The organism is Janthinobacterium sp. 13, from assembly GCF_002749695.1.
In the GTDB taxonomy this organism is placed as follows: Bacteria; Pseudomonadota; Gammaproteobacteria; order Burkholderiales; family Burkholderiaceae_D; genus Janthinobacterium; species Janthinobacterium kumbetense.
Window position 1 is genome coordinate 5,365,787 of record NZ_PEEQ01000001.1, and the last position, 15,965, is coordinate 5,381,751.

General features: G+C 66.2%; 13 protein-coding genes. 3 read left to right on the forward strand and 10 right to left on the reverse strand.

Features of this window, described 5'->3' with window-relative positions; translation table 11 throughout:
- Positions 1 to 3: 3 nt before the first annotated feature.
- From CLU94_RS23685 to CLU94_RS23705, 5 genes are all read right to left on the reverse strand, one after another.
- Positions 4 to 2,481: a TonB-dependent siderophore receptor gene (locus tag CLU94_RS23685; RefSeq protein ID WP_099667415.1), complete on the reverse strand. Its 2,478-nt coding sequence runs from the start codon at positions 2,479 to 2,481 to the stop codon at positions 4 to 6.
- Between the two features lie 115 nt (positions 2,482 to 2,596).
- Entirely contained in the window at positions 2,597 to 3,565 is a 969-nt protein-coding gene (locus CLU94_RS23690; protein ID WP_180278749.1) for a FecR domain-containing protein, read from the reverse strand.
- Positions 3,565 to 4,074 (reverse strand): sigma-70 family RNA polymerase sigma factor, encoded by a 510-nt coding sequence (locus CLU94_RS23695; RefSeq protein ID WP_257218964.1) that lies wholly within the window; start codon positions 4,072 to 4,074, stop codon positions 3,565 to 3,567. The genes CLU94_RS23690 and CLU94_RS23695 overlap by 1 nt, the downstream gene beginning before the upstream one ends.
- A gap of 105 nt (positions 4,075 to 4,179) precedes the next feature.
- Positions 4,180 to 4,782: a metal-dependent hydrolase gene (locus CLU94_RS23700; protein WP_099667418.1), complete on the reverse strand. Its 603-nt coding sequence runs from the start codon at positions 4,780 to 4,782 to the stop codon at positions 4,180 to 4,182.
- Between the two features lie 486 nt (positions 4,783 to 5,268).
- Positions 5,269 to 6,852: an FHA domain-containing protein gene (locus tag CLU94_RS23705; protein ID WP_257218965.1), complete on the reverse strand. Its 1,584-nt coding sequence runs from the start codon at positions 6,850 to 6,852 to the stop codon at positions 5,269 to 5,271.
- A gap of 346 nt (positions 6,853 to 7,198) precedes the next feature.
- Between CLU94_RS23705 and CLU94_RS23710 the strand changes: the two genes are divergently transcribed.
- The gene (locus CLU94_RS23710; RefSeq protein WP_099667419.1) at positions 7,199 to 7,618 is read left to right on the forward strand and encodes a DUF2177 family protein; all 420 of its coding nucleotides are present in this window, start codon (positions 7,199 to 7,201) and stop codon (positions 7,616 to 7,618) included.
- On the opposite strand, the gene CLU94_RS23715 is transcribed toward CLU94_RS23710, so the two are convergent.
- The 3 genes from CLU94_RS23715 to CLU94_RS23725 form a co-directional block, all read right to left on the reverse strand.
- Positions 7,599 to 8,549 carry a PP2C family protein-serine/threonine phosphatase gene (locus CLU94_RS23715; RefSeq protein WP_099667420.1) on the reverse strand — a complete coding sequence of 317 codons (951 nt, stop codon included), beginning with the start codon at positions 8,547 to 8,549 and terminating at the stop codon, positions 7,599 to 7,601. The two genes, CLU94_RS23710 and CLU94_RS23715, sit on opposite strands and share 20 nt — an antisense overlap.
- Before the next feature lie 149 nt (positions 8,550 to 8,698).
- Positions 8,699 to 9,151 carry a glycine zipper 2TM domain-containing protein gene (locus tag CLU94_RS23720; protein WP_099667421.1) on the reverse strand — a complete coding sequence of 151 codons (453 nt, stop codon included), beginning with the start codon at positions 9,149 to 9,151 and terminating at the stop codon, positions 8,699 to 8,701.
- Positions 9,152 to 9,271: 120 nt separating this feature from the next.
- Positions 9,272 to 9,802, reverse strand: a complete 531-nt coding sequence (locus CLU94_RS23725; protein ID WP_099378762.1) for a GNAT family N-acetyltransferase — start codon at positions 9,800 to 9,802, stop codon at positions 9,272 to 9,274.
- Between the two features lie 173 nt (positions 9,803 to 9,975).
- Here CLU94_RS23725 and CLU94_RS23730 point away from each other — a divergent pair, with 173 nt between their 5' ends.
- Positions 9,976 to 11,424: a M20/M25/M40 family metallo-hydrolase gene (locus CLU94_RS23730; RefSeq protein ID WP_099667422.1), complete on the forward strand. Its 1,449-nt coding sequence runs from the start codon at positions 9,976 to 9,978 to the stop codon at positions 11,422 to 11,424.
- Between the two features lie 56 nt (positions 11,425 to 11,480).
- On the forward strand, positions 11,481 to 12,386 hold the full coding sequence (locus CLU94_RS23735) for a LysR family transcriptional regulator (protein WP_099668464.1): 906 nt from the start codon (positions 11,481 to 11,483) through the stop codon (positions 12,384 to 12,386).
- 107 nt (positions 12,387 to 12,493) lie between these two features.
- Here the strand turns inward: CLU94_RS23735 and CLU94_RS23740 are convergent, their stop codons facing one another.
- Complete coding sequence (locus CLU94_RS23740; RefSeq protein ID WP_099667423.1) at positions 12,494 to 13,939, reverse strand: MFS transporter; 1,446 nt, start codon at positions 13,937 to 13,939, stop codon at positions 12,494 to 12,496.
- Positions 13,940 to 14,099: 160 nt separating this feature from the next.
- Entirely contained in the window at positions 14,100 to 15,926 is a 1,827-nt protein-coding gene (locus CLU94_RS23745; protein WP_257218966.1) for a T6SS effector phospholipase Tle3 domain-containing protein, read from the reverse strand.
- Positions 15,927 to 15,965 lie beyond the last annotated feature (39 nt).

Sequence of the window (15,965 nt, forward strand, 5' to 3'; positions counted from 1 at the left end):
CCCTTAGAAACGCGCGCGCAAGGTCAGTTGCGCCTTGCGCGGCTCGCCGTAGAAATTGCCCCACGCAGGTGCGCTCACCGTCTGGTAGTAGCGCTTGTCGAGCAAGTTCGTCACGGACAGCGACGCCGTCCAGTTGCGGTCGATCTGGTAGGCGGCGCGCGCGCTCCACAAGGCGTACGCGCCTTGCGCCACCTTCACGTCGCGCGTGGTGCGCGAGCTCTCCGTCTGGAAGTTCACGCCGCCGCCCACGCTCCACTTCTGCAGGGCGCCGGACAGGCGATAGTCGCTCCACGCGCGCAGCATGTGGCGCGGCGAGTAGGTGCTGGCGAACATCACGCCCGCATTCGACGTCTGCTCCAGGTACTTGAAGTTGTTCAGCGTGTAGCCGGCGAACAGTTGCCAGCCTGGCGCCACCTCGCCGCTAATTTCCGCATCGACGCCTTCGCTGCGCACCTTGCCCGCCGAGAAATAGCACTCCGTGCCGGACGAGCAGGTACTCACCAGGTCGAGTTCCGCGCGGTTGCGCTGCTCGATGCGGAACAGCGCCAGCGAGGTATTCACCTTGCCGTCGAACAGTTCACCTTTCACGCCCACTTCCAGGTTGCGGCCTTTCAGCGGGTCGAGCAGGGCGCCGTCGGCCGTGCGCTGGTTTTGCGGCTGGAAGATGTCGGAGATGCTGGCATAGCCTGACCAGCGCTTGTCGAACGCGTAGATCACGCCGCCATACGGCGTGACGACGCCGTTTTCGCGATACGGGTCGATATACACCTCGCCCGTGTCGCGGTACACGCTGTTCGATTTGTAGTTCGACACGCGCGCGCCGGCCACCACGGTGAGCGGGTCGCTGACGCTGAAGCGGGCCACGCCATACGCGCCCGTCTGCGTCATGCTCGTCAGGCTGTGGGCGCCGCCATACTTTTCCTTGCGTATCCAGGCATCGCTCGGTTCCGCCACGCCGTGATTGGGTTGCAGCGCGCTATTGGGCAGCTTCATCATGGCCAGGCTGTAATCGCTGTCGCTTTCCAGCCGGTTCGTGCTGATGCCGGCGCTGAAGCCGTGGCGGCGGCCGAAGGCGTTGAATTTGCCGTCGAGCGACAGGTCGATGCCCTTGTTGGTGGTGCCGTAGTCGAACACGCCGGTATACATCATCATGCCGGCCAGGGTGGCGGGATGGAGCGCGCCCAGGTTGAACATGTATTTCACGTCATGCTGCTCGCGCGTGTAGTTGGCGCTGGCCTTGAGCGACCAGTCGGCATCGAAGCGGTGTTCGAATTCGGCGAAGGCGGCCGTCTGGCGGCTGTCCCAGCGGTTCCAGTCCGCGCCCAGGAAGGTCGAGCGGGGCAGCTTCGGGTCGCTGCCATCGAGGTAGCGGGGCATGCCGGAGAAAAACGGCGTCGACTTCAGTTTTTCGTAGCTGGCGCCCGTCGTCAGCTTGCTGCCCGGCGCCAGGTCGAATTCCAGCACGCCATACAGCACGTCCGTGCGGCTGTCGGCCACGTCATAAAAATAATCGCGCTGGTCATGCGCGGCCACGGCGCGGCCGCGGATGCTGCCCGACTCGTTCAAGGGGCCGGTGACGTCGACTTCGCCGCGCAGGTCATTCCAGCGTCCCGCGCTGAGCGCCAGCTGCACCTGCTTTTCCGCCAGCGGGCGCTTGCGCACCATGTTGATGGCGGCGCCCGGCGAACCCGTGCCCTGCAGCAGTCCCGTGGCGCCGCGCACGATTTCCACCCGGTCCAGCATGGCCGTATTGCTGGTAAAGCTGTTCGCCTGGGGGTAAAACATGGCGCGGTTGACGCCGTCGAACTGGTACGTTTCGACCATGAAGCCGCGCGAATACACATAGCGCCCGCCCATGGGGCTGTCGTACATGGTGATGCCGGTGGTATTGGCCAGCACGGCGTCAATGGTGTTGAGGTTCTGGTCGTCCATCTTTTGCCGCGTGACGACGCTGACCGATTGCGGAATCTCGCGCAGGGTTTGCACGCCCTTGCCGACGGTGACGGCGCGCGCCGCATACGAGTTGCTGTGTTCACTGACGGGGTCGCGCTCCATGCTGGCGCTGACCGTCACGGGCGCCATGGTCTTTTCCGCGCCGCCTGCCGAGGCGGAGGAGGGCGCTGCCTGGCGCAGTACATAGGCGCCGTTCGGCAACTGCACGGCTTCCATGCCGCTGCCGGCCAGCACCTGGGCGAACCCCTGCGTGACGTTGAAGCTGCCGCGCACGCCGGGCGAGCGCAGGCCCCGCGTTTGCGCGGGATCCGTCGACAGGCTGACGCCTGCGGCGACGGCGAAGTCGTTCAGGGCAGTGGCCAGCGGGCCGGCTGGCACGGCGTAGGCTTGCGGCGCCGTGGCGGCGGCCTGGCCTTGCGCCAGGGCGGGCGCGGCGATGAAGGCGGCGGGGGCGGCGCAAGCCATGGCGAGGACGGCCAGGCGGATGGCGCGCGCGGCGGGATGGAGGACAGGGGTGGTCAGCTGCATGCTCGGTCTTTCTGCTCAGAGGGATAAGAAAATGGTCAATGAATCGGCTTCTTACTTGTCAAGCCGAAGCAGCGCATCGAAACACCAACCCCAAACGCAAAAAAACTGAAAATATTTATGCCGGCCGGGCCGATACCGTGGCCCAGTAGCGCGTGAAGTACGTCACTTGCAGCCCGTGCGAGGCGCACAGGCTTTCCAGCACGGCGTCGATATCGTCGAGGCGGTAGGTGCCCGTGACGGGGCGCCGCGCCACGGCGGCATCGCAGGCGAGACGCCCGCGCCGGTAGCGCGCCAGCTCCGCCACCAGCTGTTGCAGGGGCCAGTCGGCGGCCACCAGCATGCCGCGCAGCCAGCTGTCCTGGTGCGCGGGCGTGCTCAATACCTCATCCGCGCCGGTGGCGCCGAAGCGCAGCTGCTGCCCCGTTTCCAGGCGGTGCACGGCCTCCGGACGCGCCGCACAGCGCACTTCCACGGCGTGTTCGAAGACGCTGACGGTGCTGTCATCGTCGTCGCAGCGTATGCCGAAGCGCGTACCCAGCGCGCGGATCACGCCGTGCGGCGTATCGACGAGGAAGGGGCGCGGATCGGGCGCCGTCGTGATCATGATTTCGCCACGGTGCAGGCGGATGCGGCGGTGCGTGGCGCTGTAAGCGACATCCAGGGCGCTGGCAGTATTCATCTCCAGGCGCCCGCCATCGGCCAGCGTGACGTGGCGGCGCTGGCCCGGCGCCGTGCGCAGGGACGCCGTCAGGGCTTGCCATGGGCCGGATTGCCAGCCCGCCTGGCCCAGCGCGATGCCGCCGCCGGCCGCCACCAGCAGGGCAAGTATCTTGGCGGCCGCGCGCCGGCGCTGCTGCGCCGCCTGCAGCGCCGGCATCGCCAGTGCTGCCGGTATCGCGCCCAGCTGGCCGTCCATGCGCCGCAGCAAGTCCCAGGCCCGTTCATGCTCGGCGCTGGCGTCGCGCCATGCCTGCAGGGCGGCCGGGTCGGCGCTGCCGCACTGGAGTTCCACATGCCAGTGCGCGGCGGCGGCCAGCACCTTGCGGGCGATGGGGGCGGAAGGTGAGGTCGCGGGGCCGAACATCAGGCGGCCGCCAGCATCAGGCATTCCGTGTAGGCGCGCACCAGGTGCTTCTTCACGGTCGGCAGCGAAATGCCGAGGCGCCGGCTGATGTCCACGTAGCTGAGTTCCTCGATTTGCGCCAGCAGGAAGATGGCCCGCGTGCGCGCGCCCAGGCTGTCGAGCAGGCGGTCGACGGCGAGCAGGGTTTCGATGATGATGGCGTGCGTTTCGGCGCACATCGATGCTGGCTCGGCTTGCTGCGCCAGCGCTTCCAGGTAGGCCTGCTCCAGCGCTTGGCGGCGGTAGCGGTCGATCAGCAAGCCGCGCGCGATCGTCGCCAGGTAGCCGCGCGGCTCGCGCAGCGGTGCCGCCTCGCGCTTGCCCATCAGGCGCAAAAAGGTGTCCTGCGCCAGGTCGGCCGCTTCGGCGCGGTTGCCCAGCTTGCCGCGCAGCCAGCCATACAGCCAGCCGTGGTGCTCGCTGTACAGGGTGCTCAGGTGGCAGGTATGGACGGGACTGACGGTGCTCACTGCGTTCTCCAGGCAAGGGAAGGGCTGGGCTGACGGAACGCGGGGTGCCGGCTGGCTGGGCTGTTTGAGAATGATACTCATTATCACATTGCCACGCCGCCGGCGTCAATTGGCGTCGCCGCCCAGGCGCCAGCGCTCCTGCCACTGTTGCAGATCCGCCCAGGCTTGCTGCAGCGCGGTGGCGGACCAGTGCAGCAAGCCGTCCAGCGCCAGCACGGTGCGGCGCAGGTGGATGCCGTCAAAAAACACGTGGTCGGCCACGACGGTGGCGGCCAGCCAGGCGGCGATGATGACGATGATGTCGTGGCGGCCGCTTTTCCACCAGCGCAGCGAGTGGCGGCGGAAGATCCACGGCACGCCCAGCGGATTGGGCCAGTCGGCCAGCAAATGCATGATGCCGCCGGCCGCAAAGCCGAACAGGGGCGGCGCCCACAGGTGGTGCGGCAATTGCATCCAGGTATAGACGAGCAGGGCGATCCAGGCCAGTCCCCAGTGCGTCCACGTGCGGTGCGTGATCCACAGCCGGTGCGTGCGCGCCCACCAGGCCACTTCCAGCCAGTCCGGCGCCGTGCCGCCCAGCGCGCCCATGACAAAGGCGAGCATGCTCAGCACTTGATAGGGGCCGCCGGCGCCAGCGTGCGCGACCAGGGCTGCGGCGATCACGCCGGCAGCCCAACCGGTCGCGTGATGCGCTTTGTTGGAAGCCATAGGAAATGTAAAACGCCGTGCGGGCGCTGTGTGAAGTGCAGGGAAATATTAACTGGATGAATATACAGTATGCAAGGGCGGGGAGGGGTGCTATTTGCAGAATATCGGCGATTGAATTGTTAAATTGTGTGTCGGAATAGCCTGGCCAGCGAACTCGGCAACTCATGCCGGCCGGTCAAGTGTGTTGTGAGGCTGATAATGTAATCGGCGCCGGGCGCGCTATGCTGAAGGCAGTGCTGCGTTTTGAAGAGGTTTCGCCATGAAAATCCCACGCGAATTACAGATTCCCGCCATCGTGTTCACGCTGGAAGCGGTGTTCATACTCGGCCTGTCGATGATTTTTCTCGTGCTGGTGCCACGCTAGCGTCCGAAAAAAGGCCATAGCTGCGTTGCACTGCCTTGCCGTACATTCGTACTGTCTTCGGCAGCGCGCCTTGCTCTGACCATTTTTCAGGCGCTAGCGGTCAGGTGGCGGGAGGCGTTGTATCAGGCAGTTTGCATGGTGCTATCGCACAGGGCCGCGCCTTCGGTGCGGATGATCCAGCATTCCGGATACGGTTCGCTGGCGAAGCGGTTGTGCCGCGCGAAGCCGCTGAGCTTGTCGAGCGCGGTGGTGGGTGCCAGCGCGGTTTCCTTGCCGCTGGCTGTGTCCAGGTGCCAGAAACCACCATTGCGGTGGAACAGCACGGGCAGGCAGCTGGCTTGCGGCGTGGCAAGGTGGCTGGCCGGCGCAGGTTGGGCTTCCGGCAGCAGCAGGTAAAAACACTCGGCACGGGCGCCGTGGTCGATGCGGTGCAGGATCACGCCGTGCGCGAGCAGGGCCGTGACGCTGAGCACGACGATGCCCTTGATGCTGGCAGACAATTCGATGCGCATGCCCAGGCGCAGGGCGACGGGTTTGTGCTTGCCGGGCCACACGCCATCGAGCAGCACGCCGTAGCGCGACACATCCTCGATTTCAAAGCCTTGCTGGCCGCGCCGGATGATGGCGTGGCGGCCCGACAGGCGGCGCGTCAAGCCATTGTTGTCCTGGCCGTCGGGGCTGAAATGGCTGAGCAGCACATCGGCTTCCGGGTCCACCAGCTCGAAACGCCCCAGCATGCATTCTTCCAGCGCGAACAGGCGGATCTGGCGCTGCTCGCCCGCTTCCGGCGCCGCATTGACGAGACAGGCGGCCTGGCTCGGGTGCGGATGGCAGTGGCTGGCGGCGGGCAGGTCGACTTCGATCAATTCCTCGTCCCAGGCGATGGTGGTAAAACCCATGTCGATCTTGCCCTGCGGCGCAGAAAGATCCACGTGGGCGATGCCGGCATTGCGCGCCGTCACGTCGAGGTTGCAGCCGTCGCCGCCCGTCACGCGGGCGATCGACGCGTCGTCGGCCATCACGCGCACATTCTTGTGGGTGCTGAGGAAGATCTGGTGGATTTCCGTCAGGGTGGCGTCGCGGCGCGGCACGAGGATGACGAAGGTGCACACCCATTTCTGCGCCACGGCGCCATCGACGTGGCTGTGCACTTCGACTTCGATCTGGTATTGCCCGTGTTCCTTGTTGCGTGAGGAAAACTCGACAAACACGGGACGCCAGTCGCCGCGCGTGGTGCGCACGAAATCATGCTGGACGGCACCACGCGGGATCAGGTCCGAGCGCAGGCGCAAGGTCAGCTGCGGCGCGCAGGCGGCGCTCATGCCGCGCAATTCCATTTTCAGGGTTTGCCGTCCGCCTGCCGCGCGGGGATCGAAGCCGCTGATGTGCAGGTGGGCTTGTACGGGCTGGTAGGCGGCGTGGGCGGCAGCGGTGGCAGCAGGCGTGGAAGCCGGCATCGCCGCGGGAATGCGGGGCGGCAGCGCTGGCGCGGTTGTGCCCGTCAGCGGTGCGGTAACAGCGTCAGCAGCAGGGGCGTGCGGAAGCGCCGTTGCCGATGGCTCGGAACGGGCGCTGCGCAGTGCGGTCAACAGGTCGTAGCTGCTGGGGGCAGTCGTCGCTTGCGGGTGGTTGCCCGCGCAGACTGTTTCCCCAGGCAAGACCCAGAACGTACAGTGCGGGTGCTCCGGGTTGCTGCATTTTTTCATGACATTCTGACTCGAATCGAGCGGGGACATTTTGCCCTCTGTTATACATGAGAGCTTACGCGCTTTTGCGCTTGCTTGGCAACTTTCACGGCAGCGGAATGCGCTCTTTTTGTCCAAATTCATGTCCCTGGTCACACCTTGCAATACATGTCATGGAAACTATTTCTCAAAAACACATTTTATGTCTTTCTGGATATGTTATTTTGATATTATATGAAACAGGTTTTCCAGCCATGCGCGTGGACGCCGGTCGCGCATGGTGATGCCTGCGGCAAGAGCTGGAAGGCGTTTTGTATTATGCTGGCACAGCCGTTCCCCCGATGCCGCCTGACTTCGAAAGACGACCATGCCTGCCCAACGCCCGCTCCAGCTTGCCATAGCCTATGGCGCCACCTTGTGCGTATTCCTGGCCATCGATGCCCTGTGGCTGGCGGTGCTGATGAAGCCGGTGTACGCCGCGGCGCTGGGGCCGCTGCTGGCGGAGTCTCCCCGCTGGGCGCCGGCGACGCTGTTTTATCTGCTGTACGTGGCGGGATTGCTGGTTTTCGCCATTTTGCCGGGCTTGCGCGCGCGCCGCGGGCGCACGGCGGCAGTGCTGGGCGCGCTGCTGGGCCTGCTGGCCTATGGTACCTATGATTTGAGCAACTATGCGACCTTGCGCGACTGGCCGCTGGCCTTGACGGCGATCGACATGGCCTGGGGCGCCGTGCTGTCGTCCGTGTCGGCGACGGCCGGCTACCTGGCAGCTAGCCGGCTGGGGCGGTGAATTCCGCATCGAAGCGCAGCGCCAGCACGGTAATGTTGTCGCTATGCAAGCCTTTGGGAGGATGCGAGAGGAAGTCGTCGAACAGGGCGCTGACGGCTTGTGCCGCAGTCTTGCCGGCGCACAAGGCGGGCCAGCGGGCCGTGAGGGCCAGCGGGTCCTCGCAGGCCCAGAAGCCGTCGCTGGCCAGCAGATAGTGGGCGCCGGGGCGCACGCGCAGCACGCGGCGGTCGCCCAGGTGCGCCAGGAAGGGCGGCAAGATGGCCGCATCGAGGCCGCGCAAAGGCTTGTCGAGCTGCAAGCTGTCGCCGATGGCGTTGCCTAAAATGAATGCCTGCGAGATTTGCGGGTGGTGTTCGCCGTGCACGGCGGCCCGCCAGCGCGCCTCGTCGAGCGCGCCGCGCATGGCGTACACGGTGGCCGGCACGTGGTCCACGGTGAGGATGCTGGCTGTCCCGTCGGCAATTTCATACAGGCGCGAATCGCCCACGTGATACAGCAGCGGCGCTTCGCCGGGCGGCACTTCCAGCAGGGTCAGGGTGGTGCCGGGCGGACGCGCCTGGGCTGGCGCGGCCTCGGCGAAACTGTCCTGCAGCCGCGTGTGCAACGCGTCGAGCCTGGCCGCCAGGCTGGCCGTGTCAAGGCAGGCGGGCATGGCCAGCAAGCCTTGTACGGCCGCTTCCGCCGCTTCGCGCCCGTGGCCGTGGCCGCCCATGCCGTCGAGCACGGCAGCGCGCACATGGCCGCGCGGCCAGCCCGGCACCTGGCAGTGGAACGGCGCCTGCCGCGACAGGCAGACGGCGTGGCCGCTGGCATCGATCAGCAGGAAGTTGTCCTGGTTTTCGCGGCGCGGCAGGGGGCCGGCGCCCACGCTGGTGCCGGCGGCGGCGTCGAGCCAGGGGCCGAAGTCAAGTCCGTCTTTGATTAAATGCATCGGTTGGTGCGGTCCAGGCGGCCAGCAATGTTGATCATAGGACACAGCTTAGCCGATATTGTGCAGGGGCGATACCTTGCCTTTCACGCAAAAAAACCCGCGGCAGCAGGCTGGCGCAGGTTTTTCATGGAGCAAGTACAGGGCGCTGCTTAACGGCGATGGCCCCAGCCACGGCCATGGTCATGGTAGTCTCCGCGGTCATAGTAGTCGCGGCGGCCATGGTCGCGGTAGTAGCCGCGGCCCGGTTGCACGTAGACGACAGCCGGCGGGCCGTAGTAGCGCGGTGGCGGTGCGTAATACACGGGCTGCGGGGCAGGGGCGTAGTACACGGGCTGCGGCGCCGGCGCATAATAGGTTTCGCGGTAACCGCCGCGATAGCCGCCACGGTCGTAATAACGGTCATTCGTGCTGATGCTGTTGCCGACGGCCGCGCCCAGCACGCCACCGACGATCGCGCCATTGCGGCCGCCGGTGCTGTTGCCAATGGCCGCTCCGACAACGGCGCCTGCAACGGTATTGAAGTCGCGGTCACCGGCGACTGCGGCCGAAGACACAGCCACTGCCGCTACCATTACCGCACCCAGGAGTTTCTTGTTCAACATGGCATTTCCTTCCATTCCGGCGAGATCACAATGATCTGCATGGACTGGACTATATCTGCTGTCGCAACCGTGTTCCATGTCTAATACAACTTATTACAATCCTGCCCCAGCCGTAACAAGTCAGCGCAGGCGCGCCTGCCATTCGGGACGCAGCAGGCTGTACATTTTGACATCGCGCATCACGCCATTGATAAAGAAGGCCTGGCGCAGCAAGCCTTCCTGGGTAAAGCCGTTCTTTTGCGCGATGCGCTCGGAACCGATGTTCAGCGGGTCCATCAGCAGCTCCAGCCGGTGATACGGATAGGCGTTGAACAGGTAGTCGACCAGCAGGCGCGTCGCTTCGCTGATGTAGCCGCGTCCATCCCGCTGCCGGTCGAACAGGCGGTAGCCGATCTCGCGCGAGGCTGGCGTGCGGCTCTTGAAGTGCGTGATCGTGCCGATGATGTGCTGGGCGTGATCTTCGATGAGGAACAATTCGCTGTCCTCGGTCACGAAGCCCGATTGCAGGAAGTCGCGCCGCATGGCTTCGGGCGACTTGAATTGCATCGAGAAAAACTCGCCGCGCGAGGGCAGGTCGTTGACGAGGGAAATATAGGTATTCAGGTCGGCGGCCTGCAAATGCCGGACGGTACAGAGTGTTCCCTTGAGCATGGCGGTTTCCGGTAGCGATCACGATTCTGATGGTAATCGACTATGGGGGGCGAGGCAATCGATCCCGTAAAAGTTGCTGCAATGACAGAATAAATACGCTATCGTAGAAAAAGTCGCGCCTTGCCCATGGCCACGGCGTACCCGCTTCGACCTCGTTGACTGGATTTGAACACATGCATAGCATCCTGACTGGCGCGCCACTGCGCCGTTCCGCCGTATCCCTTGCCCTTGGCTGCATCGTCAGCGCCGGCGCCTTTGCCGCCGCGCCGGGCAATGCGCCGCAAGCGCTGGCGCAGGTGCGCGACACCGCGCTGCAAAGCGACTGGGCGTACGCCCGCCTGGCCGACATGACGGATCTGATCGGCCCGCGCCTGTCCGGTTCCGCCGGCGCGGCCGCCGCCGTGCAGCAGGTGGCCGACACCATGCGCCGGCTGGGCGCCACCGTCACCTTGCAGCCCGTGAAAGTGCCGCACTGGGTGCGCGGCGTGGAAACGGCGGAAATCGTCGATTACGCGGGCCGTCCGCAGGGCGTGTCGCAGCGCGTGGTGCTCACGGCCCTGGGCGGCTCCGGCGCCACGCCGGCCGCCGGCCTGACGGCGCCCGTGATCATCGTCAGGAGCCTGGATGAACTCAAGGCGCGCGCGTCGGAAGTGAAGGGCGCCATCGTCCTGATCGACACGCCGTTCGACCAGGAGATGGCCGAGCGGGGCCTGGCCGGCGTCACCTATGGCCAGGGTTCGCGCGCGCGCTTCCTCGGGCCGAAGGCGGCGGCCGACCTGGGCGCGGCTGCCGCGCTGGTGCGCTCGGTGGGCGGCGCCGATTTCCGCATCCCGCACGCGGGCGCCACGGGCCTGGACGAGAATAAACGCATTCCCGCCGCCGCCGTCACCGTGGAAGACGCCTTGCTGATGGGCCGCCTGGCTGCGCGCGGCCCCCTGAAAATGCACCTGACCCTGACGCCGCAAAACCTGCCGGAAGCGGACAGCTACAACGTCATCGCCGACTGGCCGGGCACGGACAAGGCCGACGAAGTGGTGGTGGTCTCGGGCCACCTCGATTCCTGGGACTTGGCGACGGGCGCGCACGACGACGGCGCCGGCGTGGTAGCAGCCATGGGCGTGGTGGAAACCCTGAAAAAGCTCGACTACCGTCCGCGCCGCACCATCCGCGTGATCGCCTGGATGAACGAGGAAAACGGCGGGCGCGGCGGCCAGGCCTATTTCGAGGCCCACAAGCAGGCGCTGGGCAAGCAGTACGCGGCCATCGAGATGGATAGCGGCGCCGGCCGCCCGTTCGGCATCCTCGCCAGCGTGGGGCCGAAGTCGGAAAAACTGTTCGCGCCCCTGCGCGCGGCCCTGCTGCCGATGGGCGCGCACGCCTTCACGCGCCGCGACGCGCTGGGCACGGGCGACTTGCACCGCCTGGAAACGGGCGGCGTACCGAGTTTCGAGCCGCTGGTGGACAGCCACAGCTACTTCCATTACCACCACACGGCGGCCGACACGCTGGACAAGGTCGACCCGGAAAACCTGAAGCGCAACGTGGCGCTGATGTCGTCGCTGGCCTGGTTCCTGGCCAATATCGACGGCGAGATCGGCCGCGCGCCGGAGCAGGGCGAGTAAGCGCCAGTGCTGGCGCCAGCAACTTGGCGCCAGCAATGCATGCCAAGGTAAACACCATGTCGCTACCCGATCTGAATCTGTTGATCACCCTCGATGTCCTGCTGGCCGAAGGCAGCGTCACGCGCGCGGCGCGGCGCTTGCGTTTGAGTCCATCGGCCATGAGCCGCGCCCTGGCGCGCCTGCGCGAGACGACGGGCGATCCGCTGCTGGTGCGCGCCGGCCGTGAACTGGTGCCCACGCCGCGCGCGCTGGAGCTGCGCGCAAGAGTGGCTCCCCTGCTGGGCGAAGTGCTGGCCGTGCTGGGACCGGCGCAGCAGCTGGATCCGCGCCAGCTGGCGCAAACGTTTACGCTGCGTTCGAGCGACGGTTTCGTGGAAAATTTCGGCCCGGCGCTGCTCGCGCATATCGGCGCGCAAGCGCCAGGCGTGCGTCTGCGTTTCGTGCAAAAGCCCGACCGCGAAAGCGTGCAGCTGCGCGAGGGCAGCATCGACCTGGAAACGGGCGTGATCGGCAGCCTCACCAGCCCGGAAGTGCGCACGCGCAGGCTGTTCGGCGACCGTTTCGTGGGCGTGGTGCGCAGCGGCCATCCGCTGGCGCAGGGCGACATCAGCGCCGAGCGCTATGCGGCCGGCCGGCATGTGCTGGTGGCGCGGCGCGACCAGGAGACGGGGCCGATGGACGATGCGCTGGCCGCGCTGGGGTTGCAGCGCACGATCTCCAGCATCGTCGGCGGTTTTACGGCGGCGCTGGCGCTGGCCGCCGGCTCCGACCTGATCGCCACCGTGCCGGAACGGCATACGGGCAATCTGCGCGCCGGCATGTTCAGTTTTGCGCTGCCGCTGCGCATGCCCGACCTGACCGTGTCGCTGATGTGGCATCCGCGCATGGATGCCGACCCCGCCCACCGCTGGCTGCGCGGCTGCGTGGTCGACGCTTGCGCGGCCCGGATCAACGCCGGCTGACGCCGCCGGCGCGCCAGCTCAGGGCCAGCAGCAGCCGGACAGGGTGGCGCCGCAGGCCAGGGCCAGCAGCAGAGGGACAGGCAGGAATGGGATTGCACGGGTGCGTATCATGCGGGATCTCCAGTTTTGCTCAGGGTGCGGCCAAGCACGAAAATGACCAGCGCGGCGAGTATCAGCGCGCTGGCCACGCCAAAGGCGGCGTGCATGCCGCCGATCGTGGCGGCTGGCCGGGCGCTGGCGATATCGCCGGCGCCGGCAGCGAAGACGGCGCCCATCACGGAGGCGCCCGTGACGAGTCCCAGATTGCGCGACAGATTGAGCATGCCGGAAATGACGCCGCGCTGATCGGCAACGATATCGCCCATGACGGCCGTATTGTTAGCTGCCTGGAACAGCGCATAGCTGGCCGTGAGCAGCATGATGGGCGCGACGTAGCCGGGAATGCCCAGGCTGGCGGGCAGCAGTGCCAGCGCCAGGCAGGCGGCGGCCGCGCCGCACAGGCCCGAGCCGCCCATGCGCTGCGCGCCGTAGCGGTCCACCAGCCAGCCGGACGGCACGCCGCAGAACGCCGCCACCAGCGGCCCCGCCGCCAGCACCATGCCGGTAACGGCCGTGCCCAGGCCCAGGCCGCGCGCCAGGTAGAAGGGGCCGACCACCAGGGTGGACATCATCACCGTCGCGACCAGCATGCTGGTCGCCAGGCCGGCGCCGAGCGCGGGCGCGCGCAGCATGGCCAGGCGTATCAGCGGCGCCGGCGCCTTCAGCTCGACCCGGACGAACAGGATGGCGCCGACGCAGGCGGCCAGCAGCAGCGCCGCGTTGCGTACGCCGAACTGGCCGCGGCCCAGGGTCATGGCCAGCGCATAGGCGGCCAGGGTCAGCGCCAGCAGCACGGTGCCGCGGTGGTCGAACACGGGCCGTTTGGCGTGCGCGCCGCGCTGGTCCGCCGGCAGGTAGCGCCAGGCCAGCAGCACCGCCAGGCCAGCCAGCGGCACGTTGACGAGGAAAATGGCTTGCCAGCCGAAGCGCGCGATCAGCAGGCCGCCCAGCGCGGGGCCCAGCGTGGTGCCGACGGCGGACATGGTGCCGAGCAGGCCCATGGCGCTGCCCGTCCTGGCCTTGGGGACGGTGCTGCCGACCATGGCCATGGTCAGCGCCATCATGACGGACGCGCCCAGGCCTTGCAGGGCGCGCGCGGCAACCAGCAGCCACAAGGTGGGCGCCAGCGCGCACAGGATGGAAGCCATGGCAAACAGCCCGATGCCGGCCAGCAGCAGGCGGCGCCGGCCGACCATGTCGCCGAGGCGGCCCACGCTGACGATCAGGGCGGTGATGGCCAGCAGATAGGCGAGCACGATCCATTGCACATCCTGGAACGGTGCCTGCAGGGCCCTGGCCATGTCGGGCAGGCCGACGTTGGCGATGCTGGTGCCCAGCGCGGGCAGCAGCATCGCCAGGGACAGGCTGGCAAGCGCGCCGCGCACGGGCATCGTGGCGCTGCCGGCCTGGGGCGCCTGCTGGTTGGGTGGAGCGGGTTTTGACGGTGCATGCATGGCGTGGCTGATCCTCGAATGGGGTCATTACATGGTATCGAGGGATCTGGCATGGCGGAAGGCGCATCATTTGCATTGTGTTGTTGCGTTTGACGCCATGTGTGCGGCGCGGCCGGGCCGCCTGGAAGCTCGCTGCGCGCCGGTGGCCAGTACTTGGACCTTATTTCGAGTAACCCTGCAAATTGTCCGCCGTGTCATGCCGGATGCCCCACCACGGCAAATACGCATTGTTTTCGCCGCGCGCGCGGAACCACGGTTTGTCGTGGGCGATGGGCCGTACCGTGGCGGGCGGCAAGACCAGCACGCCCGTGACGCCGTCAGGATCGCTGGTGCCCGCCACCAGCACGGGCTTGCCGACGTGGTTCGCATGGGCGATACCCAGGGCGACATTGGTCAGCGCCGTGCCGGCGCCCATTTCGCCCAGCAGGGCCGGCGTATTGAAGGTCTGCGGCAGGAAGTCGAATCCCGGCACTTCCAGGGTCAGCGCTTGCGCCAGCTGGCCCAGGCGGTCGGATGACGAGGGCAGGGTCTTGCTGGCGTCGTGGATGACGTAGCCGATGTCTTCTTCCGTCTTGCCGCCATGGCGCGCCGCCTCGGCAAATACCGCCTGCCACGCCTGCACGGCGCGCGGCGGCTTGTCCTTGCCCGCTTCAAAATCGGCCACCTTGCGCGTGGCCGGATAAGCTATCCACGCCAGCGCCGCGCGCTCCGTCTTGCAATCGGGGCCGGCCAGCACCAGCAGCACCAGGTTTTCATTGATCTGCATGGTCTTCGGCCGGCTCGGCGCATCCCAGTTCATCACCCACACGGTTTCCTTCGGATGCGTTTCCAGGTAGGCCAGCGCGGCTTGCAGGGAGGTAAAACCCGCGTTGTTGCCGCCCAGGGTGATGCGCACGTCGGGTGGGGTGGCGCGGGTCCAGAGGGTCGGGAAGTGGGTGTTGCCGATGCTGAAGGTGTCGGTGATGGTTTGTTGCGTGAATTGGTGTACTTCTGCCGGATCGAATTTTCCGTCAGGCAGGGCATATTCCACGCGGATGCCTGCCAGTTCGCGCCAGTTCTGTTTTTGATCCTTGGGGTAGACGTGGTAGAAGTAGGTGGGGCTGGAATAATAAATATCGTGAAAATTGGTCATCAGTTCGAGTAGATATTTATGGTGATAGCCCTTGAACGTTTCCCTTCCATTGATATCGTGGGCAATGGGGGCGACTGCCTGCAAGGTACTGAAACCCCTGGGATCCGTCCTGACCATATCGTCATTCTTGTTGGGTTTTGCCAGGCCAAGCGTCCAGAGCAGTTGCCACTCGGTGGGATAGTCGCGTCGTTGCAGAGGGTTGAGCCACTGCAGGCCCACGACCTGTGCCCGGAAGGGAACGTGAGCCGTGGTTGTTGGGAGGCCGTCTTCTTTCTGCGCCGGCTTCACGGCGCAGGCTGTCAATAGCGCAAACATGGAGCTGGCGGCCAGCATGGGCAGCGCGAGGAACTGTTTCATGAAGTCTCCAGGTGAATGGACATGCTGGTGATCGGCATAGCCCGACCAGATGGACCAACATGCCAGGAAAATGACGAAGAGAAATGTGGCGAGGGCCCAGGCCAGTCGCTGGCGCGGCGTGGCAATGAATTTATGCACCGTCAGTCCTCGGCGCAAAGTTGGTGGATGCAGGAAGGTGGTGGCGTTGCGCTTGGGATTGAGGAAACCGTCATCCGTCAATTCGCGCGCGTAGGTGGCGGCCTGCATCTGTCCGGCCGCCGGGCCCGGGATCGCCAGATCCTCGTCGCGGCGTTTCAGGCGCGCATTTAGGCCGGCGCACAGCCCTTGTTCGGCCTGCTCATACCATTCGCCGTCAGAATTGACGCCATGCACGAAGATGACGATGCCGGGACGGGGCAGGCGCGTGACGGCCTGGAGCAGCGCATGGCTGAACAAGGTCGTGCCTTCGGCTTCGGCGAGCAGGATGCAATTGCCAGCTAGCGTAGGGTCGGGCGACATGCGGGCGCTCCGTCAACGTGAAAGATGAAAAGCGGCGCC